This is a genomic window from Glycomyces sp. TRM65418 (genome assembly GCF_019710475.1).
GTDB lineage: Bacteria > Actinomycetota > Actinomycetes > Mycobacteriales > Micromonosporaceae > Glycomyces.
Genome location: NZ_JAJFAX010000005.1, coordinates 133,737 through 159,784 on the forward strand (window position 1 = coordinate 133,737; position 26,048 = coordinate 159,784).

The window sequence follows — 26,048 nt, forward strand, 5'->3', positions numbered from 1 at the left end:
CGGCGGCCGATTCAGGCGCTGCGAACCCGCAGCCCGGGCCGGCGCGCGAGGAGCCACTTCCGGTCGGCCGCCGTGCGGCGCGCCAGATCGTCGGCGGCCGCTTCCCATGCGGGATGGACGAAGTCGAACCCGACGGCCTCCAGTCGACCGGGCGTGACGCGGCGGCTCTTGAGCAGCAGCTCGGTGTCGCTGCGGAGCGCGAACGCCCCGATCTCGGCCATCCACTTCGTCGCCGGGAGCCCGAAGCGCCGACCCCAGAGACGGCGGAGAACGCGCATCAAGTCCTTCTGCCGCAGCGGATGCGGGGAGGCGAGGTTGACCGGGCCGGCGAGGTCGTCCCGTTCGATGAGGAACTCGACGGCCCGCGCGAAATCCTCCTCGTGGATCCACGACACGAACTGGCGGCCGCCGCCGACCGCGCCGCCCAGACCGAGCAGGACCATGCGGGAGAGCACGTCGAAGACGGAACCGCGGTCGACGCTCATGGTCATCGCCGACCGCATCGCTACCTTCCTGGTGTGCGGCGTGTCCGCTTCGTCGAGGGCCCGTTCCCAGGCGAGGGCGATGTCGATGCTCTCGGCCCAGTACGCGGGCACGTCGGGTTCGCCGCCGCCGATGACGCCGGTGGCCTCGTCGTTGGCGCGGCCGTGGGTGTGGGCGTAGATCGTCGCGGTGCTCGCTTGGAGCCAGACGCGCGGCGGCTCGGCGGCGGCGGCGATGGCTTCGCCGACGACGCGGGTGGCGTCGACGCGGGAGCGCCTCATCTCGGCGAGGTGCTCGGGGGTGTAGCGGCAGCTGACGCTGCGTCCGGCGAGGTTGATGACGACGTCCGCGCCGTCGACGGCCTCGGCCCAGGGGCCGAGCGTGCGCCCGTCCCAGTGGCGGTGGTGGGGGCGGGAGGGGCGGCGGGTGAGAACGGTGAGGCGGTGCCCGGCGGCGGTGAGCCGGCGTTCGAGGACGGCGCCGACATGGCCGGTGCCGCCGGGGATGACGATCTTCATGGGATTCCTCCTTGCGCCCCACCCTACCGCCGGAACTGAACACGTTCAATAAACCTTGAGGGCGACGTGCGACACCGAGCGAATGCCACCGGTGTCGTCGCGCCGCTCCTGCCCCCTCGCGTGCGCGTCCGCCGGATCGGCGGTTTCCATCCCTGAAGCGGTCCGTCATGGCACGATCCCATCGGGAAAGGAAAGGTGACCTTGATGCGACGAAGCACGAAAGCACTGGCAGCGGGCGCTGCCGCCACCGCTATGGCCGCCGGAGCGGCAGTCCTGATCAACAACCGGCTCAGGCAGGAGGGCCGCCTCGACAAGGTCCGGCGGAACAAGTTCGACCGGTGGTTCGACACCCTTGACGTGGACGGCAACGAGTTCATCACCGAGCAGGACCTGCTGCGGGCGGCCGATCGGGTGCTGACCGCCCGCGACGTGCCCGTGGACAGCCCGATGGGCTTGGAACTCCGGGACGCCACGCTGCAGCTGTGGACCGACTTCATCGCGTCGGGCGACACCGACGAGGACGGCCGCGTGGGCCGCAGGGAACTGCACTCGGCGCTGGCGCAGAACATGCTGAGCGACCGGATCGCCGCGGGCGCCAAGCTCGCGTCCGTCGCCGACGCCTACTTCGCGATCACCGATGCGGACGGCGACGGGCTGATCAGCTCCAGTGAATTCGTTCAGCTGCTGCGCAACTGGAACGGGGTGGACTACCAGGAGAGCCACCGCCTCTTCGAGATCCTCGACGCCGACCACGACAACCGGATCTCGCCGGACGAGTGGCGCGGGGCGATCTTCGGGTTCTTCCTCAGTCCTGCGCGCGACTGCCCGGCGAACAACCTGATGGGCAAAGTCGGCACTCCGATCATGGTTCCGATCGGTTCGTTACGGGCGAGGGGCGACCTGTCCGACCGGTGCGAGGCCGGCTCGGGCAGGTCGCCTCTCGTCGTCGTCCCCAGTGCACCCCGAAACCCCGCCCCACCTCGCGTCCTGGACCGACCGCCGGGCGCATCGCCGCCTGTCCCGCGCTTCCGCACCCCGCTCGCCCCAGAGCCCTGACGAGCCGCTCATCGCCGGAATGTCGGACGCTTGCCGTAGCCTGCCGGGATCCGCGACGACCGAGGAGGTCCGGTGAAGTTCAGGAAGATCGACGAGCAGCGCTCGATGCGCAGGCCACTGGTCGAAGTCGACCGACTCACGCCGCTGGAGGAGGACCTCGACCAGGACTTCGAGTGGAGCGAGCGGTCGATCGACGGCCTGGACTGGTCAGGACAGCACGGCGACGGCAGCCTTGAGGCGTCGGCGATCCGCGACGCCGACATGTCGGGCGTCGAGCTGACGCCGTTCGAGGTCGTCGACGTGACCGTCGACCACTCGGTCCTCTCGAACAGCCGCTGGGAGCGGGCGACGGCCCGGCGGCTGGAGATCACCGAGAGCCAGCTGGTCGGCTGGCAGGCGCAGTTCTCACTGGCGCAGGACGTCTACATCGCCGACTGCCGGGCGGATTTCGCGGGCCTCTCGATCGGCTCGGCGAAGGGCCCGGTGGTCTTCGAGCGGTGCCGGTTCATGAACGCGACGTTCTTGGGCGACTTCTCGAAGGCGGTGTTCATCGACTGCACGTTCCCGGACGCGGACTTCTCACGGGTGGCGAACGCCAAGGGCTGCGACCTGCGACGGTCCGAAATGACGGGCATCACCGGCCTCATGAGCCTGAAAGGCGCCCTCATCACCGCCGACCAAGCGGTCGACATCGCCGGTGAACTCGCAACGGCCGCAGGATTCAAACTCGCCTGAACGAGCGGAAGCAGATCCCACCTCCCTCGGCCTCGCGGCGTTGTTCGGCTTCGCTCGATGCCGCATCCTGCATCGAGTCCGTCTCCCCCGCTCCGGCCGCCGCCCGTTCCGCTGTCGACGCCGTTACTGCTCAGGGGCCGCCGGGGCTGGACCTCCCTCTGCCTCGATCGCTGCTCGGGCCGTTTCGAGTCGGGCGCGGAAGTCCTCGTCTGCCGTCTCGGCCAGGGCATCGAGCGTGGTGCCTCGTCGCCGCAGCGATCGTTCCCGCCATTCCCGCCACTCCGGGCCGGCCTCGGCCGCCGCGACGGTCGCGGGCCTCCAGACCTGCATGGGCGCTCCGCTCACCGGGAAGCGCGGGTTGGGTTTGAGCCCTTCAGGCTCGGGGAGGAAATCACGGACCGCGGCGTCGGTCCAGCCGCGGGAGCGCAGGATCGGTTTGGTCACCCAGACCGTCCCATCGCGGCTCCCCACGTACTGCGGCCGACCGGCGGCCGTCAGGTGCCGCGGTGCCAAAGGCATGGCCCCGGCCGGATCTCGTGCGGTGGGCGGCGCACCGGTCGAGGCGTCGAACGTCGCATGTGGAGCGTCCACGCGGGCGGGCACCGTCGATGTCCTCGAGGATTCAGGTGAGTCGGCGTCAGTGTGCGGGCCGGGCGATGCTCGCTCGCTGCGGGCCTCCAGGGCGGAGGTCTGCTCCGCGGTCGGCTCGGCTCTCGCCGGTTCCTGGGCCGGGCCGGTCAGCGTGTGAGCGAGCCATCGGGTGAAGTGCGCGCGGAGCGGCTCGTCGGGGATGGTCTCGAACGGCAGTGCCGTGGCGACCATCTCGGGCCCCGATGGGCGCTCCGCGTTCGGCGGTGCGCCCCTGGGTCGCTTGGGGCGGCGTCTCGGCTTGGTCGGAGCGCTGCCGCCGATGTGGTCGGCGAGGACTTCGACCCCCGCCTGGTTCCGTGAACTGTCGGATGGTCGCACTGTCGCCATCGCACCGTCCAATCGGTCATCGCACCTCGCCTACCAGGCGATGCGCGCGTTATTCAGTTGCCTCCACGACCGTATCCACGGGGTACGACAGTTTTTCCCGGCATCGCCCTCCGATCGAGGAAATGCGGCGCACCTCACAATGAGTACGGATGCGGCTACGGATATCGCTCGGCCGGATCGTCGTCGTCGACCCCGTGCACTGCCCGCCTCATACCGCTTCCCCCGCAGCAAGCCGCTTCGCGCCCTCCATCGCCGGCCTCCACCACCGCCGGCGCCCGCTCGCGCGATCCGCTGAGGAGAAGGGGAGGCCACACGGGCCTGCTCGGAGCGGCGAAGTCCCTGCCCGGCAACGACGACGGGCGCGGCTGCGACGCGTCCCTGCGCGCCCCGGAACGCGGAGCCGCCCGCGGCCGGGTCGGTCGCGGGCGGCGGGAGCGCGGTGTCACTCGGCGTAGCGGACGCTGAGGTCGCCGACGCTGGTGCTCACGCGGATGACGTGGTCGGCCCGGTCGCTGGGATCGGTGGCGATGCCGATGTTCTGGCTGCCGACGCCGGACTCGAACACGACCTCGTAGGTGGTGCCGTCGTCGGGGACGGTGATCACGACGTCGCCGGTGCTGGTGGTGACGGTGATGTCGCCGAGCACCTCGGCGTATTCGAGCGTGACGGTGCCGACGTCGGAGTCGACCTCGGTCGAGGTCGCGCGCAGGTTCCGGCCCTCGACGTCGCCGACGCTCGTCTCGACCTCGATGTCGCCGTCGAGGCCGTCGAGATGGACCTCGCCGATCGAGGAGTCGACCTCGGCGTCGACGCCGGCGGGCACCAGCAGGCCGAACTCCACTTCGCACCGCTCGGAACCGAAGAAGGCGAAGCCGTCGTCGCAGTCGGCCTCGACGGCGACCACGTCGCCCGCCACCTCCTCGGTGACCTCAGGTTCGGCGCCGCGCCATGAGGCTTCGCGGTGGACTTCGAGCACATTGCCGTCGGCGGCCGTCAGGTCGATGTCGCCGACCTCGTTGACGAGATCGATGCCCGTGACGTCCTGCGTGTACTCCTCGGTGTGCGTGCTGCGCTCCTCGGGCGAGGAGACGGTCCAGATCCAGACGCCGACGACGGACATGGCGGACAGGAGCACGGCAGCGGTGACGATGCCGCCGACGATCCACCACACCTTCCGGTTCGACTGGTCGGTCGGTTCCGTTCGGGGGGTTTCAGCGGGCTTCTCGGGGGTGTCGATCATGACCGGTCCTTTGCGTTGCCTTGCAGGAACTTGAGAATGGCGAGCACGCGGCGGTTGCCGCTGTCGCTGGGCGGGAGCCCGAGCTTCGTGAAGATCGAGTTGATGTGCTTGCTGACCGCGCCGTCGCTGAGGACGAGGACTTCCGCGATGCCGGCGTTGGAACGGCCTTCCGCCATGTGCGAGAGGACCTCCCGTTCCCTCGGGGTGAGGCGGTCGAGTTCGTCGCCGTCGCGGCGGACGAGCAGTTGGGAGACCACTTCGGGGTCGAGGGCGGTGCCGCCGCCGGCGACCCGGCGCAGCGAGTCGAGGAACTCGGCGACGTCGGCCACGCGGTCTTTGAGCAGGTAGCCGATGCCGCGCATCTGCCCGGTGAGGAGCTCGACGGCGTAGCGCTCCTCGACGTACTGGGAGAGCATGAGGACGGCCAGGTCGGGATAGCGGCGGCGCAGCACCAGGGCGGCGCGGACCCCTTCGTCGCTCTGGTCGGGCGGCATCCGCACGTCGGCCACGACGAGGTCGGGGCAGTCGCGCTCGACCGAGCGGAGCAGCGCCTCGGCGTCGCCCACGGTGTCGATCACTTCGATGCCGCCGACTTCCATGAGCCGGGCGAGGCCTTCGCGCAGCAGGACCGAGTCTTCGGCGATCACGACGCGCACGGCAGCTCCACTTCGATGACGGTGGGCCCGCCGAGCGGGCTGGTGAGTTCGAAGCGGCCGTCGACCGAGCGGACGCGGTCGGCGAGACCCTGGAGGCCGGTGCCCCCGTCGGGGTCGGCGCCGCCGCGGCCGTTGTCGGCGATGCGCACGCGCAGCAGGTCGGCCTGCAGCTCGACGTCGACCGCGGCGTTCTGGGCGTCGGCGTGACGGGCCGTGTTCGTGAGCGCCTCGGAGACCACGAAGTAGGCCACGGCCTCCACGTCGCGGGCGACGCGGCGGTTCATGTCGACCCGCAGGCGCACCGGGACGGGCGAGCGGGCGGCGACGGCCGAGAGCGCCGCGTCCAGGCCGCGGTCCTCCAGCACGGCCGGGTGCAGGCCGCGGACGAGGTCGCGCAGATCGGTGAGGACCTGCTTGGCCTCCTCGTGGGCCTGCTCGATGGCCCGGGTGCCGCTCTCGGGGAGGTCGGTGAGGGTGGCGCGGGCGATGCCGAGGTTCATGGCGAGGGAGGTGAGCCGCTGCTGGGCGCCGTCGTGCAGGTCCCGCTCGATGCGGCGCCGCTCGGCGTCGGCGGCGTCCACGGTGGAATCGCGGCTGGCGGCGAGATCGGTGACCCGCAGTTCCAGCTGCTCGGCGCGGGTGACGCCGAGGAGCCGGCGGGCGATCAGGGCGTCGAGCGTCGAGAGGCCCTGAGTGATCCACGGCGCGGCCAGGAGCACGAGGACGCCTGCGCCGCAGAGGAACCAGTGGCGGGCGTCGAGTCCGTCGGGGATCCCGACCAGCGGCGAGGCGATCATCGCGGGCCCCATGGTCCAGGCGGCGACGGCGATGAACGCCGCGAAGAAGCCGTAGAAGGCGACGATGACGTGGTAGGAGAACTGCCGCCACGTCCTGGGGCTGCGCAGGATCTCCAGGAGGGCGCGGGGCGCGAACGTCACCGCCTGCGAGAAGGGCCCGTCGGGCCACTCGACGCCCTGGAAGGCCGTGTGCCGGCTGCGCTGGGCGACGGTGAGCGCCCCGCTGACGACGAGGAGTGCACCGCCCGCGAAGATCGGGATCACGATGGTGATGAGCCCGGCGAACCCGGCGATCACGAGGGCGAGGACGACGACCCCGCCCGCGGAGCCGATCACCGCGCCGGTCACCAGGTGCATGAGGGAACGCCATGTCGGCCCCGACCAGAGGGCCTTCACCGCCGTGAGCGGGGCGTGGCGCCAGGCGATCGCCGGCGTCGCTGAGATGTCCATGCTTGAACACTAAGGTCGCTCGCAGCCGCCCACATTGCCGCAGACACCCGACTTCACGGTGAAGTTTTCTCTACCCCGTCCGCGAGCAGGTCATTCGCAGCCGACGCCGTCGCCGTCGCGGTCCAGATGGGAGCCGTATCCGGGTTCGCCGGCGTAGACCGGCGCGCCGCCTGCGGCTCGGGCGGCATCGCAGTTCTTGTAGTAGACGTCCTCGTCCTCCTCGTCGTTGCCTCCGCCTCCGCCGGTGTCGGAGCCGGTGTCGCCGCCTCCGGAGGAGTCTTCGCAGCCGACGCCGTCGCCGTCGCGGTCGAGGTGTTCGCCGTAGCCCTCCTCCCAGTCGTGGACGGGAGCGGCGCCCGCCTCGCGGGCCGCGTCGCAGTTGTCGTAGTAGACCTCCGGGGCCGCCTGGGTCTCGGGTTCCGGTTCGGCCGCTTCGGTGGTGGCGGCCTCGGTCGTGGCAACCTCGGTCGGCGCGGCCCGGGTGGTGGTCGGTTCGGGCTCGGTGGGCGATTCGGTTGCGACCGTGGCGATCTCGGTCACGCGGTCGACCGGAGACCGGGAGTCGTCATCGTCGCCGACCATGTTGACGACACCGAAGCAGCAGAACAACGGGAGGGCGAGGATCGCGATCCCAGAGGCCTTCTCGCGCGTGGAGAGCTCAGACCAAGGCTTGATGCCGGTTCGCTGCGGGCCGGCGGCGGAGAGGTGATCGTCGGGCACTGGAAGCTCCCTTGAGCGTGAAGCGGAGCGTGTGAGGAGTACCTGAAGGCTATGCCCGAAAGCGAATCCAGAGCATCCTTCGCGTGGCTGAACAGCTACCAACCGTTAGGACGACCCCGAACGAGTGACGCCTCCGGGGCGAAGCGAGGGCCGCCGCCCGGCGCGTGCGTACGGCCGCGAGGCAAGCGCGACATTGCTCAGCACGCTCGCCCGGCATGGCAACGCTGTCAGGCCATGCCGAGGTCGTTCGACCGCGTTGCCGCAAATCGCTGCCGTAGACACCGTCAGGGCCGGCATCCCGAAGGTGGGAGACCGGCCCTGAACTGTGTTTCCATCTGTCGGGTTGACAGGATTTGAACCTGCGACCCCCTCGTCCCGAACGAGGTGCGCTACCAAGCTGCGCCACAACCCGATGTGTTGTTTTTTCGCGCGCACGCTGGGCGTTCGCGTCGGTTTGAAATGCTACCCGAGGGTCCGGGCCCGTGTCGAACGGGGTCGGGGCCGCTTCGGGCCCGGTCACACCCGGGCCCGAAGCGGGCGCTCGCTAGAACGCCTTCGGCACGAAGGTCAAGAGGCTCGCCTCCGGGGCGCAGGCGAAGCGGACCGGAGCGTACGGGCTGGTGCCCAGGCCGGCCGAGACGTGGAGCCACAGGTCCTCCCACGGGTGGAGGCCCTTCACCCGCTCGCGGTCGATCCCGCAGTTGGTGACCAGCGCCCCGTAGCCCGGGACGCACACCTGGCCGCCGTGCGTGTGCCCCGCGGCCACGAAGTCGTAGCCGTCCCGGGAGAACTCGTCGAGCACGCGCGGCTCCGGCGAGTGCGTCAGCCCGATCGACAGATCGGCGCTCTTGGGCACCGATCCCGCCACGAGGTCGTAGTCGTCGAGGTCGAAGTGCGGGTCGTCCACGCCCGCGAAGTGCACGTTCAGGCCCGACACGACCTTGTCGGCGGTCGCGTTGTTCAGGTCGAGCCAGCCGCCGTCGACGAGGACCTTCCGCAGCTCCTCCGTGGGCAGCGGCTCGCCGTACTTGTGGTCGCGGTTCGGGTTGAAGTACCGCAGCGGGTTCTTGAACACCGGCGCGTAGTAGTCGTTCGACCCGAACACGAACGCGCCCGGCGCGCGGAAGAGCGGCCTCAGCGTCTTCGCGACCAGGTCCACCGCGTCCGGGTGGGCCAGGTTGTCCCCGGTGAGCAGCACCAGGTCCGGGTCGAGCGCGGACAGGGAGGCGACCCAGTGGGCCTTGCGCACCTGCCCGGGCGTCATGTGCAGGTCGGAGATGTGCAGGACCCGGATGGGCTCGGCGCCCTCGGGGAGCGCGGGCACCGCGAAGTGCCGGAGCGTGTACTGGACGCGCTCGTAGAGAGAGGCGTAGGCGAGTGCCAGCGCCCCGGCACCGACCCCGATCCCGGCTGCTGCGGCTAGTCCACGGCTGATCTTCATACCCCAACGGTAGATTGTCGAGATATGAGCGAGCTAAAGACCCAGTTGGAAACGGATATGCGAGCCGCCCTCAAGGCGAAGGACAAGGTGACGCTGGGCACGCTGCGGATGGTCCTCACGGCGATCCGGAACGAGGAGCTCGCTGGGAAGTCCCAGCGGGAGCTCACCGACGCGGACGTCGTGAAGGTCCTGGTGAAGCAGGCCAAGCAGCGCCGCGAGGCGGCCGAGGGCTTCCGCGCGGGCGGCCGTGAGGAGTCGGCGGAGGCCGAGCTGGCGGAGGAGGCCGTGATCAAGCGGTACCTCCCGACCGAGCTCACTGAGGCCGAAGTCACGCAGCTGGTGCGCGAGGCGATCGCCGAGGGCGGGTTCTCCGGCCCGAAGGACATGGGCAAGGTCATGAAGGCCATCGGCCCGAAGACGGCCGGGCGCGCCGACGGCAAGGCCGTGGCCGGCATCGTGAAGGCGGAGCTCGGCGGCTAGGCGTATCGCGTCCGCCCTCCCGAGCCCCCGCCCACCCGGAGAACGGTGGGCGCCGTCCTCCCGCTGGGGTCCGACAGAACGGCGGCCCCGAGCGGCTTCCGGGGCCGTGTCGTTCTGCACGGCTATCGTTGGAGGTCGGGCCCGAACCACGTTTGTCACACCTTGAGGAATCCATGTCCAGCCACATTGCGGCCGAGGCCGCGCGCCGCCGCACCTTCGCGGTGATCTCCCACCCCGACGCCGGCAAGTCGACGATCACCGAGGCGCTGGCGCTGTACGGCCGCGCCATCTCCTCGGCCGGGGCCGTCCACGGCAAGGGCGACCGCAAGGGCGTGGTCTCCGACTGGATGTCCATGGAGCAGGACCGCGGCATCTCCATCACCTCCGCGGCCCTCCAGTTCGAGTACCGCGGCTGCGTGGTCAACCTCCTCGACACGCCCGGCCACGCCGACTTCTCCGAGGACACCTACCGGGTGCTCACGGCCGTCGACGCAGCCGTGATGCTGCTCGACGCCGCCAAGGGCCTCGAACCGCAGACCCTCAAGCTCTTCGAGGTGTGCCGGGCCCGGCGCATCCCCGTCATCACGTTCATCAACAAGTGGGACCGCCCCGCCAAGGACGCCCTCGAGTTGATCGAGGAGATCGAGACCCGCATCGGCATCAAGCCGACGCCCGTGACGTGGCCGGTGGGCGTGGGCGGCGAGTTCCGCGGCGTCATCGAGCGCGTCGGGTTCGGCGAGATCACCGAGGGGCGCCGCCCCGCGGGCCCCCAGGCGCCCGGCATGGTCCGCTACGAACGCTCCCCCGGCGGGCAGCAGCTCGCCGTCGCGGAGTTCCTCGACGAGGACGCCGCGACGGCCGAGTTCGGCCCCGATTACGAACGCGCCCGAGAGGAAGCCGAGCTCCTCAGCGAGGTCGGGGCCGACTTCGACCCGAAGACCTTCGAGGCCGGGAACACCACGCCGACCCTGTTCGGCGCGGCGCTCGTCCACTTCGGCGTCGGCCAGCTCCTCGACCTGCTCGTGGACATCGCCCCGTCGCCGTTCGCCCGCGAGGACGTCAAGGGCGAGCCGCGCGACCTGGAGGCGGGCTTCTCCGGGTTCGTCTTCAAGTCCCAGGCGAACATGAACGCCTCGCACCGCGACCAGCTCGCGTTCATCCGCGTCTGCTCGGGCCGCTTCGAGCGCGGCATGCAGGTCACGCAGGCCCAGGGCGGGCGCACCATGTCCACCAAGTACGCCCAGACGCTGTTCGGCTCCGCGCGGGACACCGTGGACGAGGCCTGGCCGGGCGACATCGTCGGCCTGGTCAACGCCACGGGCCTGTCGGTGGGCGACACGATCTACGCGGGCAAGGCCGTCGAGTACCCGCCGCTGCCGGCGTTCGCGCCCGAGCACTTCGGGGCGCTCCAGATGCACGACACGTCGAAGGCCAAGCGGTTCCGCCGCGGCATCGCCCAGCTCGACGCGGAGGGCGTCGTGCAGGTGCTGTACTCCGAGCGCCGCGGCGAGGCCACGCCGGTGCTCGCGGCGGTCGGCCCGCTCCAGTTCGAGGTCACGACGGCCCGCCTCCAGGCCGAGTTCGACGTCCCGGCCACGATCGACCACCTGCCGTACCAGCTCGCGCGCCTCACGGACGCCGAGGGCGCGGGCCGCCTGCGCACGGCCCCCGGCGTCGAGGTGTTCAGCCGTCCGAGGGACGGCGCGTTCCTGGTGGCGCTGCCGAACAAGTACCGCATCCAGACCATCGTCAACGACTACCCCGGCATCGTCCTCGAGCCGCTCCTCGCCGGGGGCCAGGGCTGATGGCACGCCTGCTGACCTCGGGCGACATCCGGACGCTCTCGCGCGGCCTGGCCATCACGCCGACGAAGAAGTGGGGCCAGAACTTCGTCGTGGACGCCAACACGGTGCGCCGCATCGCGGCCGCCGCGAAGCTGGACGCCGACGACGTGGTGATGGAGGTCGGCCCCGGCCTCGGATCGCTCACGCTGGCGCTCATCGAGATCGCCCGCCGCGTCATCGCCGTCGAGATCGACCCGAAGCTCGCGCTCGCGCTGCCGACCACCGTCGCGCACCGCGCCCCCGAAGAGCACGAGCGGCTCACCGTGATCGAGACGGACGCCGCCCGGATCGCCCCCGAGCAGATGCCCGAGCCGCCGACGGCGCTCGTGGCGAACCTGCCGTACAACGTTGCCGTGCCCGTCGTCCTGCACGCCCTGGAGGTCTTCCCGAGCCTGGAGAAGGGCCTCGTCATGGTGCAGGCCGAGGTCGGCGACCGGCTCACGGCCGGCCCGGGCTCGAAGATCTACGGCGCGCCGAGCGTCAAGATGGCCTGGTACGCGAAGGCGAAACGCGCCGGGTCGGTGTCGCCGAACGTGTTCTGGCCGGTCCCGAACGTCGCCAGCGGCCTGGTCGCGTTCGAGCGGATCGAGAGCCCGAAGGCGAACCGCCGCGAGGTGTTCGGCGCGGTGGACGCCGCGTTCGGGCAGCGGCGGAAGATGCTGCGCCAGTCGCTGAAGACGTGGGCGGGCGAGAGCGTGGACGCCGTGCTCGACCGGTCCGGGATCGAACCCACCAGACGGGGTGAGTCGTTGGACATCACGGAGTTCATCGCCCTCGCCGACGCCAAGGAGGCCGTAGGCGCGATCGGACCGCGATCCCAGGAGGCCTGAATGAGTGGACAGACCGCACCCGCCCAGCCCGGCGCGTCGATCAGCGTCGACGTGCCCGCGAAGATCAACCCGCACCTCGGCGTGGGCGACCCCCGCGCCGACGGCTACCACGCGCTGTCCACGGTGTACCAGGCGATCAGCCTGCACGACACGGTGACCGCCGAGCGGCGGGGCGAACCGGGCATCGCGATCACCGTCTCCGGCGAGGGCGCCGGGACGCTGCCCACGGGTGAGGAGAACCTCGCGCACAAGGCCGCCAAGCTCGTCGCGCTGTACGCCGGGATCGAACCGGACGTGCGGCTGCACCTGAACAAGCGGATCCCCGTCGCCGGGGGCCTCGCGGGGGGCTCGGCCGACGCGGCCGGGACGCTCGTCGCGTGCGCGCGGCTGTGGCAGGTCGAGATCGGCGACGCCGAGCTGCACCGCCTCGCGGCCGGGCTCGGTTCGGACGTCCCGTTCTGCCTCAAGGGCGGCACCGCGATCGGCGCGGGCCGCGGCGAGGAGCTGACGCCGGTGCAGGCCAAGGGCACCTGGCACTGGGTCGTCGCGACGACGGACACGCAGATCTCGACCCCCGAGTGCTACAAGGAGGTCGACCGGCTCCGCGAGGACGGCATCGGCCGCTACTCCTCCGATGTGGACCCGATCGTGCGGGCCTTCGAGGGCGGCGCGGGCGCCGAGGAGCTGGCGCGGCTGCTCATCAACGACATGGAGGCCGCGGCGGTGAGCCTGCGCCCGCAGCTGGCCTCGCTCATGCACGGCGGCCTCGAAGAGGGCGCGCTGGCCGCGCACGTCTCCGGCTCGGGGCCGACGGTCCTGTTCCTCGCCACGGACGTCAAGCACGCCGTGGCCCTGGCCCGGCGCATCCGCATGCGCGGCGGCGCGAAGAGCGTCCACCTGGCGCGCGGCCCGGTGAACGGACCCGCCGCCTAGGGCCCGTCCGGTGCATCCGGGAGCGGCGGTAGCCGAGTCCCTGTGTTCGCTCGCCTCGCCGAGTGAGGGCTCGCCAACGGCCTCGGTCCTGGTCGTCGACGGTTCGCCAGCGGCCTCGGCGACGCTTGCGAGCCGTCAAAGAGCAGAGCCGAGTGCCGACGAGCCGTCGACGGCCAGAGCCGCGGTCGCTGAAGGCCCCGCGGTACCGGTGTGTGGTGTCGCCGAGGCCGACAACGCAGCGAGCGGGCACGCGGACCGGCACCGCGCCGCGGCGACCGGTCAAAGTGGTGGCTGGCGGGCCGGGCGGCGCCCGGTCGGATCCGCCGGACAGGACCGAGGCGCATCGGGCCCACCGCCCCCATGATCGCCACCGCGGCATCGAGGGGCCGCGCGAGCATCGGGCCGTTAATGTCGGCTCTGGACGGCACAGCCGTCGCGGGCGGGAAGCAGAGGGCGCGTCCATGCGTTGTTCACCGAGACCGGCCCGCCGTTTGGGAGCGGTGACATCCGACGAGCGATGTGAGAATGCTGCGCGATGACAGAGACGATCCGAATCGGACTCCTGGGCCCGTTCCAGGTCACCGTCGAGGGCCTGCCGAAAGCCGTCGACGGCGGACGGCAGCGGGCCGTCCTCGCCGCCCTCGCCCTGGCGGCCGGGAAACCGGTCCGCAGCAGCGCGCTCGCCGCACTCGTGTGGGGCGAGGACGATCAGGCGACGCGACACCGCCTCCACGCCATCGTCAACCGCCTGCGCCAGGTGCTCGGCCCCGACGTCATCCGCACCGCCGCCGGCGAGTACACCTTGGACCTGGAGCCTGAGGCGGTGGACCTCCACCGGTTCCGCGCCCTCGTGGCCGAATCGAAACGCGTCGAGGGGGCGGCCGAACTCGCAGCGCTCGACCGGGCGCTCGCACTCTGGCGCGGCGACCCCCTCGCCGACATCGACGCCGAATCACTGACGCGCGCCCACGTCCCGACCCTCACCGAGGAGCGGTTGCGCGCCCTCGAACGGCGCGCCGACCTGGTCCTCGACGCGGGCGGCCACGCCGAACTCGTCGCCGAACTGAACGAGCTCACCAACGAGCATCCGCTCCGCGAATTCCTCTGGTCGCGGCTGATGCTCGCACTCCACCGGTCCGGTCGGCAGGCCGAAGCCCTCGCCGCCTACCAACGCGTCCGGACCCTGCTGGCCGACCGGCTCGGCATCGACCCCGGCGAGGAACTCCAAGCGGTCCACCGCACCGTCCTGCGGCCCGGGAGCGGACCTCGTCCGGCCGAGGCCGTCGCGGCCCCCGCGACCGCGCCGGTCGCCGCCCCCGCCCCGCGGCAGCTGGCGATCGACATCGCGGGGTTCACCGGGCGCGCCGCCCGTCTGTCCGAACTCGACCGGCTCCTCGACACCGCTCGCGAACCGGGCCGCCGGCCGGTCGCCATCGCGGTGATCAGCGGGCCGGCCGGCGTCGGGAAGACCGCGCTGGCCGTCCACTGGGCGCACCGGGTGGCCGACCGCTTCCCCGACGGACAGCTCCACGTGAACCTCTCCGGCCGCTGGAGAAGCGGATCCGCCGCCGACGCCGCGCTCATGACGCTGCTGCTGTCCCTCGGCACGCCGCCCCAGCAGATCCCGCCCGACACCGACGGGCGCTCGGCGGCCCTGCGCACCGCCCTGGCCGGCCGCCGCGTCCTGATGCTCCTCGACAACGCCCGCGACGCCGACCAAGTGCGCCCCCTCCTCCCCGGCTCCGACAGCCTGGTCGTGATCACCAGCCGCAACCGGCTGCGCAGCCTGCGCCGACGCGAAGGCGCACACCTGATGGAACTCGACCCCTTCACCCCCGCCGAATCGACCGAGCTCCTGCGCCGCGTCCTCGGCCCCGAGGCGGTGTCGAGCCACCCCGGCGCGATCGCCGAACTCACCGACCTCTGCGGCCACCTGCCGCTCGCCGTCGCCCTGGCCGCCGAACGCGTCCGCAACACCGGCATCGACCTGCCGATGCTCGTCGAACAGGCCCGCGACGACACCGCCCGCCTCGACGCGCTCGACGACGGGGCCGACGACGTCCGCAAAGTCTTCTCCTGGTCGTACCAGGCCCTGCCCGAGCAGGCGGCCATGATGTTCCGGACGCTCGGCACCGCTCCCGGCCCCGACGTCGGCGTCGAAGCGGCGGCGGCCCTCGCGGGGGCCGCCCCGCCGGTCGCCCTCCGGCTCCTGGAGTCGCTCGTCGACCACAACCTGCTGACCCGTCCCCGCCCCGGCCGCTACGAGCTGCACGACCTGCTGCGCGTCTACGCCGCCGAGCTCGCCACCGCGGTGGACGGCGAGCATGGGCGAACGGCCGCGCTGGCCCGGCTCCTGGACTGGTACATCGCGACGGGCCTGGGCGCGCGGTCGCATGTGCAGCCCACATCGGTGGGCCTGGAGACGCCGCGGACCGAGGTCGCCCCCCTGGCCTTCGCCGACGCCCCGTCCGCGCTGCGCTGGTTCGAGACCGAGCAGGACAACCTGATCGCGGCCGTGAGCGCGGCCGCCAGCACGGGCCTGGACCGGCACTGCTGGCAGTTGGTCCATCTCCTGTGGGTCCATTTGGACCGCTGCCGGGCCTGGCCGGAGATCGCCTCGCTCGGTGCGACCGGCTTGGCGGCGGCGCGGCGCACCGGCGACCGCTATGCCGAGGCCGAGATGCTCAGCATGGGCGCGAGCCTGCGGCACCTGGGACGCTTCGACGAGGCGATCGATACGCAGCGGCGGGCGCTGCGGCTCTACCGCGACATGGAGCTTCGCAGCGACCAGGCCTCCGTGCTGAACAACCTGGGCATGATCTTCCGCAGCATGGGCCGCCACGAGGACGCGATCGACTACCTCCGGCGCTGCGTCGCGCTCGACGAGGAGGCCGACGAACCGGGCGATCTGGCGGTCTCGCTGCTGAACCTCGCCCAGGCCTATATCGAGGCGGGACGGGCGGCCGAAGCGATCGAAACGGCCGAGCGGTCGCTCGAGCTGCTGCGCGGGCTCTCGCATCGCCGGGGCCAGGGCCGGGCCATGGACACCATCGGGCGCGCCCACGGACAGCTCGGCGACCACGGGGCCGCGGCGTCCTGGCTGCGTCGGGCGTCCGACGTGTTCGCCGACATCGGCGACCGCTGGTACCAGTCGGGGAGCCTGACCAGTCTGGGCCGCGAGCTTCGCGCCCACGGCAGCGCCGACGAAGCCGCCGAAGTCCTCGAGCGGGCCCTCGAGCTCGCCACCGCGGTCGGCGACCCCCGCGCCGAGGAGATCCGCGGCCTGCTCGAAGACCGCGGCGACTCGGGACCCGGTGCAGACGCATCGGGGTCGACTCCCGAGCGGGCGCTGCAGGCGTGCGCCGCTTCGGAGCACGCGAAAGGGGCGCCCGGCGAGGGGGTGGCCGGGCGCCCCTGAACAGGTCGCACCGCTCGCGGCGGGGTCAAAGCGCGGCGGCGCTCTGTTCCGCTGCGGGCGACGTGTTCATTCCGCGCTCCTACGCACCGGCCCTGGAGGCCGGGGCTTCAGGGTCACCAGTCGCGGTTGTCAGGGGTGGCACCCATGTCGCGGTTGTCAGGAGCCACACTCATGTCGCGGTTGTCCGGGGTGACACTCATGTCCCGGTTGTCGAGATCGACCCCGGTGATCCGGACGCTGTACGGCGCTTGGAAGATCAGGGGCTTGAGGACGCCGTCACCGGTGATCCGGACGCTCATGTCCCGGTTGTCGGGGGTGACGCTCCAGATCTTGTCGTCCACTCCCCAGATCTTGTCGTCGGCGGCGACGGCATGGACGGTGTCAGGAGCGGTGCCCCAGTCACGGTTCTCCCCGGCCTGGGCCGGGGCCGCGAACGCGGCCACGGCGAGCCCCGCCAGCGAACCGGCGGCGGCGGTACGTGCGAGCGCTGCGGCGGTGCGCCGCAGCGGGGAACTGATCGTCTTCTCTGTCATAGGGACCAACGTATTGAGCGGGGCTCATGCGCACCTCATATGCCGCTCATTCCCGGCTCATACCTCCCTCTGCGGCATTCCATACAGGAGCGCATCAGGCGCACGCCGCCGTGCAACGGCGACGTCCCAGCGTCCACTCGTCCCTGATCGTCCGGCGAGGACGGCGCATCGCCTCGCCGCCGTTCCGACCGGACTGCCCGTGCCCGGTCGGACGCGGTGGCGCTCTGAGGGCGTCGACGTCGCTCCGGCTGGCGTCCGATCCGACCTGAGGCAACGCCACGGCAACCGAACCGCAAGCGAGCCCGCATAGCCTTCAGAGTCGGCGAGACGGCGCCGACGCCGACCCCGTCTCGCGGTCCCGACGATCCGGCATCGGCCGTCTTCGCTTGGAAGGAAGCTCCATCGACCTGGCATCCGGCAGCGTCCGCGGGCGAGTGGTGGTCCGCACGCACGCGTCGCGGCGAGCCACGAACGCAGGCTCCCTTGCGTGCATTCGCGCGCGTCATCCAGCGGGGCTCCCGGCATTCCGGTATCGAGCAGCCCGATGTCCATTGAGTCCGACGGCCTCCGCGGCGACCGCAATCCGATCCGACCTTCGAACAGTGAGAGAGCACCGACGAGATGACCAGGCAGCGATCAGCCTCCCCGAACGCCACCGCCGCGACCACGCGCCGCATCGAGGGCCGACGGCCCCTCGCGGCCGCCGCCGGCGCGGCCCTCCTGCTGGGGCTCGCCGCTTGCGGCGGCGAGGACGCCTCCGGCTCGGGCACGTCAGGCTCGGGCGCCTCAGGAGACGGCGCCGAGAACACCGCCGGCACCAGTGCCGAGTCCCCGCTCGCCATCGGCGACAGCGTCGAAGTCTGGGGCTGGGACGTGACCGTCACCGCCGTCGAACTCGACGCCACCGAGTCGATCATGGCGGAGACCGGCATGCTCGCCCAGGAGCCCGACCCGGGCCACCAGTTCGCGAAGGTCACCTATGAAGGCACCTACCAGGGCGACGAGGCGGACAACAGCTTCTACTCGGACCTGGTCATCGCGTTCTGGATCGACGGCGTCGAATACGACGACTGCGGCGCGAACGTCCCCGCCGGGCTCTACATCGGCGGCTCGGTCGACCAGGGCGACACCGTGTCGAGCGCCTTCTGCGCCCAGATCCCCGCCGACAGGACCGGCGAGGTATTCGTCAACGTCAAGGACTGGCAGCCGACCGGCCAGACGGGTTTCTTCTTCGCGGCCGAGTGACCTGCGGGTCGTTCGCGCCCGGGTCGGTGCGGGGGGCGGCCGCGGCGGTCCCCCGCGCCGGTCGCCGCGGCTCGGCGAACCCGGTGACCGCGTACAGCGCGGTCGCCTCGCCGCCGAACCCCGCGGCGGCGTCGGCGTCGCCGATGCGGCCGTGGGCCTCTCCGAGAAGGCGCAGTGCGGCCGCCTCTCCGGGCCGATGCCCGGTCTCGCGGTGGCAGCGCAGCGCGTCGGCGGCGTCGGCCGCGGCCTCGTCGAGGCGGCCTTCGGCGAGCCCGATCTCGGCGAGCAGGTTGAGCGCCGTGCCTTCGAGTACGGCGTACTCGGAGACGCGGCTCGCCTCGACCGCCCTGGACGCTCCGCCGCGAGCGCTGTCGATGTCGCCGAGGTGCAGGAACGCCGAAGCGCGACCGATCATCGCCTCGACTTCGAGGTAGCGCCAACCCTGCTCGGTGAGTTCGAGGATCCGGTCGTACAGGGCGACGGCCTCCGCGTGATCGCCGAGGGCATCGCGCACCATGGCCATGACGCTGATCACCATCGCTTCGCGGATGCCGCTCGTGTGCTCGCCGAGACTTTCGACCGCCTCCGTCGCGTATTTCAGCGCCTCGTCGAGCCGACCGGCGGCGAGCCGCATTCGCGCCAAGTTCCTGGCCTTGCTCGCGACGGGCCCGGCGGTGAAATCGCCGAACCTGACGGCCATCATCCGATCGAGGGAGTCCTCCGCCCGGTCGAGGCGGCCCTGCGTCAGGTAGGCGGAGAAGAGGTTGCCGTACATGGAGACCGTGGCGGGCAAGCCCTCGTCCTCGACCATGCGCAGCTCCTCCTCGAACAGTTCGACGGCCGTGTCGACTCGCCCCAGGTGCATGTTGAGGCCGGCCAGGGCCTCCATGTTCTCCATTTGGAGGACGGCGTGCCCGAGTTCGCGGCTGGTTCGCAGCCCCGCCTCGGCGTGGGCGAGCGCGTCCCGCGGCCGCCCGATGCTGGCGTTCGCGAGCACGAGGAGGAAGTCGACCGCCGCCTGGGCACGCGGCGACCCGGCTTCGGCCGCCAGGCGCGCAGCGCGCGCACCGCGCTCGACGGCGTCGGCGGCTCGGTTGGCGCCGAAGAGGGTCCACGCCAGCCCGGTCTCGACCGCGGCCGTGCCGAGCGGGTCGCCTTCCCGCTCGGCGGCCTCGAGGACGGAGGTGCCGAGGTTCAACGCCTCAGTGGTGTGGACGCCCAGCCACGTGAGCCCGGCGAGGGCGTCGTACAGCCTCCACGCGGTCGCCGCGGGCCCGTGCTCGACGGTCTGCCGGAGCACGGCGAGGAGGTTGTCGCGTTCGGACGTCAGCCAGGCTTGGGCCTCCTCGGTCTCCGGCCGGAACGGCCGATCGTCCGGGGCGGGCGGCTCGACCGCGGTCAGCTCGGAGTACAGCACGCGCCGGCAGGCGTCGGCTCGGTCCAGGTACCAGTCGTGCAGCCGCGCGCTGGCCGCGTCGCGGTCCTCGGGGGTCTCCTCCGCCTCGGCGCGCTCTTGGGCGTAGAGCCGCAGCAGATCGTGCTGCCGGTATCGGCCCGGATGGTGGTGGTCGACGAGGTGCACGGCGACCAGCTGGTCCAGGGCGCGCTCGGTGTCGGCGACCGGCCGGCCGACGAGATGCGCGGCGGACTCGGCGGTGCAGTCCGGGCCGGGCAGGAGGCCGAGCATCCGGAGCAAGCGTCGGCCGGTCGCCGGGAGGCCGCGGTAGGCGGAGTCGAAGACGGCGCGGATCGCGGCGTCGGGACTGCCCTGGAGTTCCAGAGTGGCGAGGCGGTCCCCTTCGGCGAGGAGGCCCGTGTACGAGGCGATGTCGTGCTGCGGGAGGTCGGCGAAGTTGGCGGCGGCGATGTGGAGCGCGAGCGGCAGCCGGTCGCACAGGTCGGCGAGTTCGGCCAGGTGCGCTTCGCCGTGGCCCGGCGGGAGGATCCTGCCGAGGAGCGAGCGCGCCGCTTCGGGCGGGAGCGGGGCGAGGGTGATCCGCTTCGCGCCGTTCAGGACGACGAGGTCGGTGAGCCGGTGGCGGCTGGTGACCAGGGTCAGGCAGTCCGGGCCGGCCGGGAGCAGCGGTCTGACCTGATCGCCGCTCGCGGCGTTGTCGAGGACGATGAGCATGCGGCGGTCGCCGATCAGGCTGCGGAAGCGCGCGGCGGCCTGGTCGGTGTCGGTCGGGACCTGCCCGGGCGGGACGCCGAGCGAGCCGAGCATGGCCGTGAGCGCCTCGATCGGCGTCAGTGCCGCGTCGCCGTGTCCGCGCAAATCGACGAACAGCTGGCCGTCGGGGAACCGCTCGGTGAACCGGGATCCCCAATGGACTGCCAGTGCTGTCTTGCCGATGCCGCCCATCCCGGCGATGAGCGCGATGGGCGCGGGCGCGGGCGCGGCGAGCAGGGCTTCCAGGGCCTCCATCTCGCGTTCGCGGCCGGTGAAGGCGTGCGGGGCCCTGGGCAGTTCGCGCGGGACCGGTCCCGCGGCGGGTTCCTCTGGTTCAGGCTGCGGGGGCTCCCAGGCGCCGTCGAGGCTCGAGGTCGCGACCACGAGCAGCCGCTCGTCGGCGCGCAGCACCGCGTCGTGCATGCGCCGCAGCAGTTCCCCGGGTTCGATGCCCAGCTCGCCGACGAACCGCTCCCGGGCGGTGCGGAACACCTGCAGCGCGTCCGCCTGCCGGCCCGATCGATAGAGCGCGAGCATCAGAAGGGCGGCGACCCGCTCGCGGTGCGGGTGCTCGAGCACCAGCTCGGCGAGCGGCCCGACGACCTCCTCGTGGCGTCCGAGGTCGAGTCGCAGCTCGTGCAGGCGCTGGCGGGCGCTGAACCGGAGTTCTTCGAGGCGGCGGGCCTCGGCGGTGACCAGGCTTCCGGCGTCGACTCCGGCGTAGGCGGCGCCCCGCCACAGCTCCAGGGCGCGCCGCAGCGTCTCGGCGGCGGTCGCGGCCGAGTCGGCGTGCTCACGACGGGCCTGCTCGACGAGCTGCTCGAAGCGGGCGGCGTCGAACGCTTCGCCGGGGACGTCGATCCGGTAACCCACCTCGCCCGTGACGATGCCGGCCGCGTCGCCGAGGGCGCGCCGCAGCCGGTGGAGGTGTACTCGGAGGGTCCGCTCCGCGCTCGGCGGCGGGGCCCCCTCCCAGACGGCGTCGATGAGCTCGTCGGCGGTGAACTGCCGCCCGGCTCGCGCGAGCAGTACGGCGAGCAGGCGGCGCTGCATCGGGGGGAGCCTCGGTCCCGGTTCGCCGTCGAAGACGAGTTCGAGCGGTCCGAGCACTCGGAATTCGAGATTCCCTGCCATCTACTGCGTTCGGCTCCTCGGACGAGTGGTCGTGGGCGGGACCGGCCCCGCGAACGCGGGCGCAACTCGCGAATCCTATCCGAGTCGTCTCGGCGATCGGACCGCAAGTCTGCGGCGATCCAGTGTCCGGACGTCATCGTTCACGACCGGGCCGGCGGCACGCTGCTTTCGCCGCATACAGGATCGTCGCGCTCGAAATGCGGCGGCGGGCGACATGGTCGGGATCCGCGACCGTGCGGGACGGCCGACCGCCCGTCCGAAGTGAAGCGCGAACAGTTCGGGTTCGCCCCGGCCGTGCCCGTCGCTCCCGGGAGCGAGCAGGCGCCGCGCTCCGCCGCGGGCGCGCTCGGGGAGCGAGCCGCGCCCGTCCGATATCAGCGCGTCAGGTCGACCACGGCTGCGACGCTCGTCTCCACGGTCGCCGACTGCGCGCCCGCCCTGTCGAGGATGCGGCGGGCGGCGGTGTTCTCGGTGGTGGTGGAGGCGAGGAGCCGGGTGTGCCCCTGCGACCGGGCGACGACGGCCAGCGCCTCCAGAACCTCTCCGCCGATGCCGAGGCCGCGGTGTCCGCGCGCGAGCCACAGGCCGACCTCGACGCCCTCGGACTGCGGCTCCAGGCGGGCGGCCCCGACTACGCGGCCGTCGACCTCGACGACGTACGTCGTCTCCACCGGCTCCGGCGCGTCCAGTGACCGCGCCCGGTGGAAGTCGTGGAACGCCTGTCGGCGCTCGTCGTTCCAGCCCGGCGGGCCGTCGACCGGCGGCATGACCTCCAGCGGGTCGGTGCCGGCGACCGCGGCTTCAAGCAGGTCGGGCAGATTCCCGTGGTGCAGTTCCCGCAGTTCCAAGAGAGGCCTTCCTCGTCGTTCGGCTTCGGAGCCGGTCAGACGGCGTTGCGGTCCCAGATCATCCTGAGGCCGTGGAGGGTCAGGTCCGGCTCGTAGTGGGTGATGGTCTCGCACTGCTCGATCACGACCGGGGCGAGGCCGCCCGTGGCGACCACCGCGGTCGGGTCGGTGCCCAGCTCGGCGGTGATGCGCCGGACCAGGCCGTCCACCTGCGCCGCGGTGCCGTAGACCATGCCCGACTGGAGGCACTCCACCGTGTTCTTGCCGATGACGCTGCGCGGCTTCACCAGCGGGATCTTCAGCAGGTTCGCCGCTCGCGAGGCGAGTGCGTCGATGGAGATCTCGATGCCGGGCGCGAACGCCCCACCGAGGAAATCACCCGTGGCAGAGATCACGTCGATGTTCGTCGAGGTCCCGAAGTCCACGGTGATGCACGGCCCGCCGTAGAGGTGGAAGGCCGCGTGCGTGTTCGCGATCCGGTCGGGGCCGGCCTCGCGCGGGTTGTCGATGCTCAGACGCACACCGGTCTTCACGCCCGGCGCGATCTGCACCAGATGCGCGTGCGGGTAGTACCGCTGCACCATCTTCGCGACCTCCGCGCCCTGCTGCGGCACCGTGGAGGACAGCGCGATCCCGCTCAGGTCCACGCCGTCGCCGTCGAGCAGGGCCCGGAAGGTGAGCCCCAGCTCGTCGGCGGTCGCGTGCGGGTCGGTGCGGATCCGCCACGAGTGCTTCAAGGTCTCGCCCTCGAAGACGGCGAGCACCGTGTTGGTGTTCCCGATGTCGACGCACAGCAGCACGGTCTTACTCCTCGAAGTCGAGTCCGATGTCCAGAATGGGCGAGGAGTGCGTGAGCGCCCCGACCGAGATGTAGTCGACGCCGGTGGCCGCGTACTCGACCGCGCTGTCGATGCTGATGCGCCCGGTCGCCTCCAGCTCGGCCCGATCGCCGACCGCGTCGACGACCTCGCCGAGTTCCTTGGGGCTCATGTTGTCGCACAGGAGGAACACGGCTCCGGCGGCGACCGCCTCGAGGGCCTCGTCGAGGGTCTCGATCTCGACCTGGATGTCGATCTCGGGCTCGGCGGACCGGACGGCGGCGAACGCCTCACTGATCGAGCCGGCCGCCTCCTTGTGGTTGTCCTTGATCATCGCCACGTCGTACAGGCCCATGCGCTTGTTGTCGCCGCCGCCGGCGCGCACCGCGTACTTCTCGAAGGCGCGCAGGCCCGGCGTGGTCTTGCGCGTGTCGAGGACGGTGGTGTGCCAGTCGGCGAGGACGTCGGCGAAGCGGCGGGTGTGGGTCGCCACGCCGCACATGCGGCACAGCAGGTTCAGCGCGGTGCGCTCGGCCGCCAGGAGGGACCGCGTGGGCCCGGAGACGCGGGCGAGGATCTGCCCGGCACGGATGCGCGCGCCCTCTTTGGCGAGGTAGGTGAACTCGACGTCGCCGGGCATGGCGTGGAAGACCGCGTGCGCGACCGGCAGTCCGGCGAGGAGCCCGTCGGCGCGGGCGGTCACGGCCACCGTGGAGGTGTGCTCGGGACCGAAGATGGACTCGGACGTGACGTCGCGCCGGGCGTGCGAGAGGTCCTCGTCCAGGTAGTCCTGGACGGCGACGTACACGTCCTCCGGGTCGAGGCGGAGGGCGAGCAGCCGCTCGTCCAATCCGGCCCCGCCCGGGGCTTCGGCGAATCGGCTCATGCGATGGGCTCCCAGGTGGTCTCGAGCTCCCCGTCGGAGCTGATGGAAAGGCAGAGGTGCCCGCGCCAGGCGTCGTCGGCCTCGGGATGGTCCTCCCGCCAGTGGCTGCCTCGCGTCTCGCGCCGCCGGTGGGCGGCGGCGGTGACGGCGGCGGCGACGGTGAGCAGGTTCGTGGCCTCCCATGTGGCCGGTCGCGGGCGTCCGGACACATTGTCCCCCAAGGCCGTCAGCGACGCAGCGGTGGCCTCCAGTGACTCCTCGGAGCGGAGGACGCCGGCCCCGGCGGTCATGGCCTCCTGGAGCGGGGCGCGGGAGGTGGTCGAGCAGACGTCGCCCGCGCCTTCGGCGATCTCGGGGACGCCCGGGCTGGGCTTGCGATCGGCCAGGTCGTCGGCGATGCGCTGCGCGAACACGAGCGCTTCGAGCAGGGAGTTCGAGGCGAGCCGGTTCGCGCCGTGCAGACCGGTGCAGGCGGCCTCCCCGGCGGCGTACAGGCCGGGGACGCTGGTGCGGCCGAACAGGTCGGTGCGCACGCCGCCGGACGAGTAGTGGGCGGCGGGCGCGACCGGGATCATGTCGATCACCGGGTCGATGCCCATCGCCCGGCACGACGCGGTGATGGTCGGGAAGCGCTCCTCCAGCATCCGCCGCCCGAGGTGGCGGGCGTCGAGCCACACGTGCGGCCGTCCCTCGGCGCGCATCCGGGCGGTGGCGGCCTTGGCGACCACGTCCCGGGGCGCGAGTTCGGCCAGCTCATGGCGGCCGAGCATGAAGCGCTCGCCCGAGAAATCGCGGAGGTGCGCTCCCTCCCCGCGCAGTGCCTCGGAGATCAGCGGTTGTCGGTCCCCCGACGTAACTTCGATGCCGAGGTCGTGTCCCGCTCCAGGGACGCCGCCCACGGCCGGTTCGGCGCCTCGGGAGCCGCCCCCGAGGCCCGGACCGGCAAGGCCCCCGGCTTCGCCTCCAGGACCGTGCCGCAGGTCCTGTCCGGCTTCGCCTCCAAGACGGTGCTTCAGGTCCTGTCCGGCTTCGCCTCCCAGGAACAAGGCGGTCGGATGGAACTGGACGAACTCGAGATCGGTGACGACCGCGCCGGCCCGCAGGGCCAGCGCCACGCCGTCGCCGATGGACACCGAGGGGTTGGTGGTCGACTGGTAGATCTGCCCGAGGCCGCCGGTGGCGAGCACGACCGCGCGGGCCTCCACACCGCCGACGCCGTGCTCGACGCCTTCGCCGAGCACGTGGAGGCTCACCCCGGCCGCGTGGCCGCGGGCGTCGGTGAGCAGATCGAGGACCATGGCGTGCTCGATGATGCGGATCCAGGGGTCGCGCAGGACCGCCGAGTGGAGCGCGCGCTGGATCTCGGCGCCGGTCGCGTCGCCGCCGGCGTGGATGATGCGGCGGGCCCGGTGGCCGCCTTCCCGGGTGAGCTGAAGCGAGCCGTCGGGGTGCCGGTCGAACTCGGTGCCGAGGTGGATGAGGTCGGCGATGCGCGCGGGGCCTTCGGTGACGGTGACGTCGACCGCGGCCGGGTCGCACAGTCCGACCCCGGCGACCTGGGTGTCCCGTGCGTGGGCCTCGGGGGTGTCGAGCGGGTCGAGGACGGCGGCGACGCCGCCCTGGGCCCAGCGGGTGGAGCCGTCGTCGATGCGGACCTTGGTGACCACGGTGACGTGGAATCCGGCCCGGCGGAGGTTGAGGGCGCAGGTGAGCCCGGCGACGCCGGAGCCGATGACGCACACGTCGGTGGTCTCGGTCCAGGACGGCGCCGCGGCGCGCAGCCGCCGCGGCAGGCGCGGGAGATGCGGGAGCGGTGCGAACACGGGTGGCACGTG

General features: G+C 72.0%; 21 protein-coding genes and 1 tRNA gene. 8 read left to right on the top strand and 14 right to left on the bottom strand.

The genetic code is table 11. The features are described 5' to 3' along the window. Positions 1-11 precede the first annotated feature (11 nt). A complete protein-coding gene (locus tag K3N28_RS12935; RefSeq protein WP_228092950.1) occupies positions 12-1,001 on the bottom strand; it encodes an epimerase in 990 nt (329 codons plus the stop codon). Between the two features lie 204 nt (positions 1,002-1,205). On the opposite strand from K3N28_RS12935, the gene K3N28_RS12940 reads away from it, so the two are divergent. Continuing rightward, positions 1,206-2,057 (top strand): EF-hand domain-containing protein, encoded by an 852-nt coding sequence (locus tag K3N28_RS12940; protein WP_228092951.1) that lies wholly within the window; start codon positions 1,206-1,208, stop codon positions 2,055-2,057. Positions 2,058-2,129: 72 nt separating this feature from the next. Beyond that, positions 2,130-2,792 (top strand): pentapeptide repeat-containing protein, encoded by a 663-nt coding sequence (locus K3N28_RS12945; protein WP_228092952.1) that lies wholly within the window; start codon positions 2,130-2,132, stop codon positions 2,790-2,792. 123 nt (positions 2,793-2,915) lie between these two features. Here K3N28_RS12945 and K3N28_RS12950 read toward each other — a convergent pair whose 3' ends face one another. The 7 genes from K3N28_RS12950 to K3N28_RS12980 all read right to left on the bottom strand — a co-directional run bounded on the left by K3N28_RS12950 (position 2,916) and on the right by K3N28_RS12980 (position 9,074). Then, on the bottom strand, positions 2,916-3,761 hold the full coding sequence (locus tag K3N28_RS12950) for a hypothetical protein (protein WP_228092953.1): 846 nt from the start codon (positions 3,759-3,761) through the stop codon (positions 2,916-2,918). A 451-nt stretch (positions 3,762-4,212) separates the two neighbouring features. Then, positions 4,213-5,010, bottom strand: coding sequence for a DUF4097 family beta strand repeat-containing protein (locus K3N28_RS12955; protein WP_228092954.1), 798 nt, complete (start codon positions 5,008-5,010; stop codon positions 4,213-4,215). After that, the gene (locus K3N28_RS12960; protein ID WP_228092955.1) at positions 5,007-5,666 is read right to left on the bottom strand and encodes a response regulator transcription factor; all 660 of its coding nucleotides are present in this window, start codon (positions 5,664-5,666) and stop codon (positions 5,007-5,009) included. The genes K3N28_RS12955 and K3N28_RS12960 overlap by 4 nt, the downstream gene beginning before the upstream one ends. Further along, entirely contained in the window at positions 5,654-6,913 is a 1,260-nt protein-coding gene (locus K3N28_RS12965) for a sensor histidine kinase (protein ID WP_228092956.1), read from the bottom strand. The genes K3N28_RS12960 and K3N28_RS12965 overlap by 13 nt, the downstream gene beginning before the upstream one ends. Positions 6,914-7,003: 90 nt before the next feature. After that, the gene (locus K3N28_RS12970; RefSeq protein ID WP_228092957.1) at positions 7,004-7,633 is read right to left on the bottom strand and encodes an excalibur calcium-binding domain-containing protein; all 630 of its coding nucleotides are present in this window, start codon (positions 7,631-7,633) and stop codon (positions 7,004-7,006) included. A gap of 338 nt (positions 7,634-7,971) precedes the next feature. Then, positions 7,972-8,045 (bottom strand) — tRNA-Pro (locus tag K3N28_RS12975). 132 nt (positions 8,046-8,177) lie between these two features. Then, complete coding sequence (locus tag K3N28_RS12980; RefSeq protein WP_228092958.1) at positions 8,178-9,074, bottom strand: metallophosphoesterase; 897 nt, start codon at positions 9,072-9,074, stop codon at positions 8,178-8,180. A 24-nt stretch (positions 9,075-9,098) separates the two neighbouring features. Between K3N28_RS12980 and K3N28_RS12985 the strand changes: the two genes are divergently transcribed. The 5 genes from K3N28_RS12985 (at position 9,099) to K3N28_RS13005 (ending at position 16,579) form a co-directional block, all read left to right on the top strand. Further along, on the top strand, positions 9,099-9,554 hold the full coding sequence (locus K3N28_RS12985) for a GatB/YqeY domain-containing protein (RefSeq protein ID WP_228092959.1): 456 nt from the start codon (positions 9,099-9,101) through the stop codon (positions 9,552-9,554). 173 nt (positions 9,555-9,727) lie between these two features. Next, on the top strand, positions 9,728-11,359 hold the full coding sequence (locus tag K3N28_RS12990; protein ID WP_228092960.1) for a peptide chain release factor 3: 1,632 nt from the start codon (positions 9,728-9,730) through the stop codon (positions 11,357-11,359). Further along, positions 11,359-12,228, top strand: coding sequence for a 16S rRNA (adenine(1518)-N(6)/adenine(1519)-N(6))-dimethyltransferase RsmA (gene rsmA / locus K3N28_RS12995; protein ID WP_228092961.1), 870 nt, complete (start codon positions 11,359-11,361; stop codon positions 12,226-12,228). Before K3N28_RS12990 ends, rsmA begins: the two co-directional genes overlap by 1 nt. Continuing rightward, positions 12,229-13,161 (top strand): 4-(cytidine 5'-diphospho)-2-C-methyl-D-erythritol kinase, encoded by a 933-nt coding sequence (locus tag K3N28_RS13000; RefSeq protein WP_228092962.1) that lies wholly within the window; start codon positions 12,229-12,231, stop codon positions 13,159-13,161. It abuts the gene before it with no gap. A gap of 535 nt (positions 13,162-13,696) precedes the next feature. Then, positions 13,697-16,579, top strand: coding sequence for a BTAD domain-containing putative transcriptional regulator (locus K3N28_RS13005; RefSeq protein ID WP_228092963.1), 2,883 nt, complete (start codon positions 13,697-13,699; stop codon positions 16,577-16,579). Between the two features lie 113 nt (positions 16,580-16,692). On the opposite strand, the gene K3N28_RS13010 is transcribed toward K3N28_RS13005, so the two are convergent. After that, positions 16,693-17,112 (bottom strand): hypothetical protein, encoded by a 420-nt coding sequence (locus K3N28_RS13010; RefSeq protein WP_228092964.1) that lies wholly within the window; start codon positions 17,110-17,112, stop codon positions 16,693-16,695. A 621-nt stretch (positions 17,113-17,733) separates the two neighbouring features. Here K3N28_RS13010 and K3N28_RS13015 point away from each other — a divergent pair. Next, positions 17,734-18,357 (top strand): hypothetical protein, encoded by a 624-nt coding sequence (locus K3N28_RS13015; RefSeq protein ID WP_228092965.1) that lies wholly within the window; start codon positions 17,734-17,736, stop codon positions 18,355-18,357. On the opposite strand, the gene K3N28_RS13020 is transcribed toward K3N28_RS13015, so the two are convergent. The 5 genes from K3N28_RS13020 to K3N28_RS13040 all read right to left on the bottom strand — a co-directional run bounded on the left by K3N28_RS13020 (position 18,305) and on the right by K3N28_RS13040 (position 26,036). Then, positions 18,305-21,661, bottom strand: a complete 3,357-nt coding sequence (locus K3N28_RS13020; protein ID WP_228092966.1) for a BTAD domain-containing putative transcriptional regulator — start codon at positions 21,659-21,661, stop codon at positions 18,305-18,307. The genes K3N28_RS13015 and K3N28_RS13020 overlap by 53 nt on opposite strands. A 374-nt stretch (positions 21,662-22,035) precedes the next feature. Continuing rightward, positions 22,036-22,509: a GNAT family N-acetyltransferase gene (locus tag K3N28_RS13025; protein ID WP_228092967.1), complete on the bottom strand. Its 474-nt coding sequence runs from the start codon at positions 22,507-22,509 to the stop codon at positions 22,036-22,038. Positions 22,510-22,544: 35 nt separating this feature from the next. Beyond that, positions 22,545-23,309, bottom strand: coding sequence for a type III pantothenate kinase (locus K3N28_RS13030; protein ID WP_228092968.1), 765 nt, complete (start codon positions 23,307-23,309; stop codon positions 22,545-22,547). 4 nt (positions 23,310-23,313) lie between these two features. Beyond that, positions 23,314-24,213: a carboxylating nicotinate-nucleotide diphosphorylase gene (gene nadC / locus K3N28_RS13035; protein ID WP_228092969.1), complete on the bottom strand. Its 900-nt coding sequence runs from the start codon at positions 24,211-24,213 to the stop codon at positions 23,314-23,316. Continuing rightward, on the bottom strand, positions 24,210-26,036 hold the full coding sequence (locus K3N28_RS13040) for an L-aspartate oxidase (RefSeq protein WP_228092970.1): 1,827 nt from the start codon (positions 26,034-26,036) through the stop codon (positions 24,210-24,212). Before K3N28_RS13040 ends, nadC begins: the two co-directional genes overlap by 4 nt. Positions 26,037-26,048 lie beyond the last annotated feature (12 nt).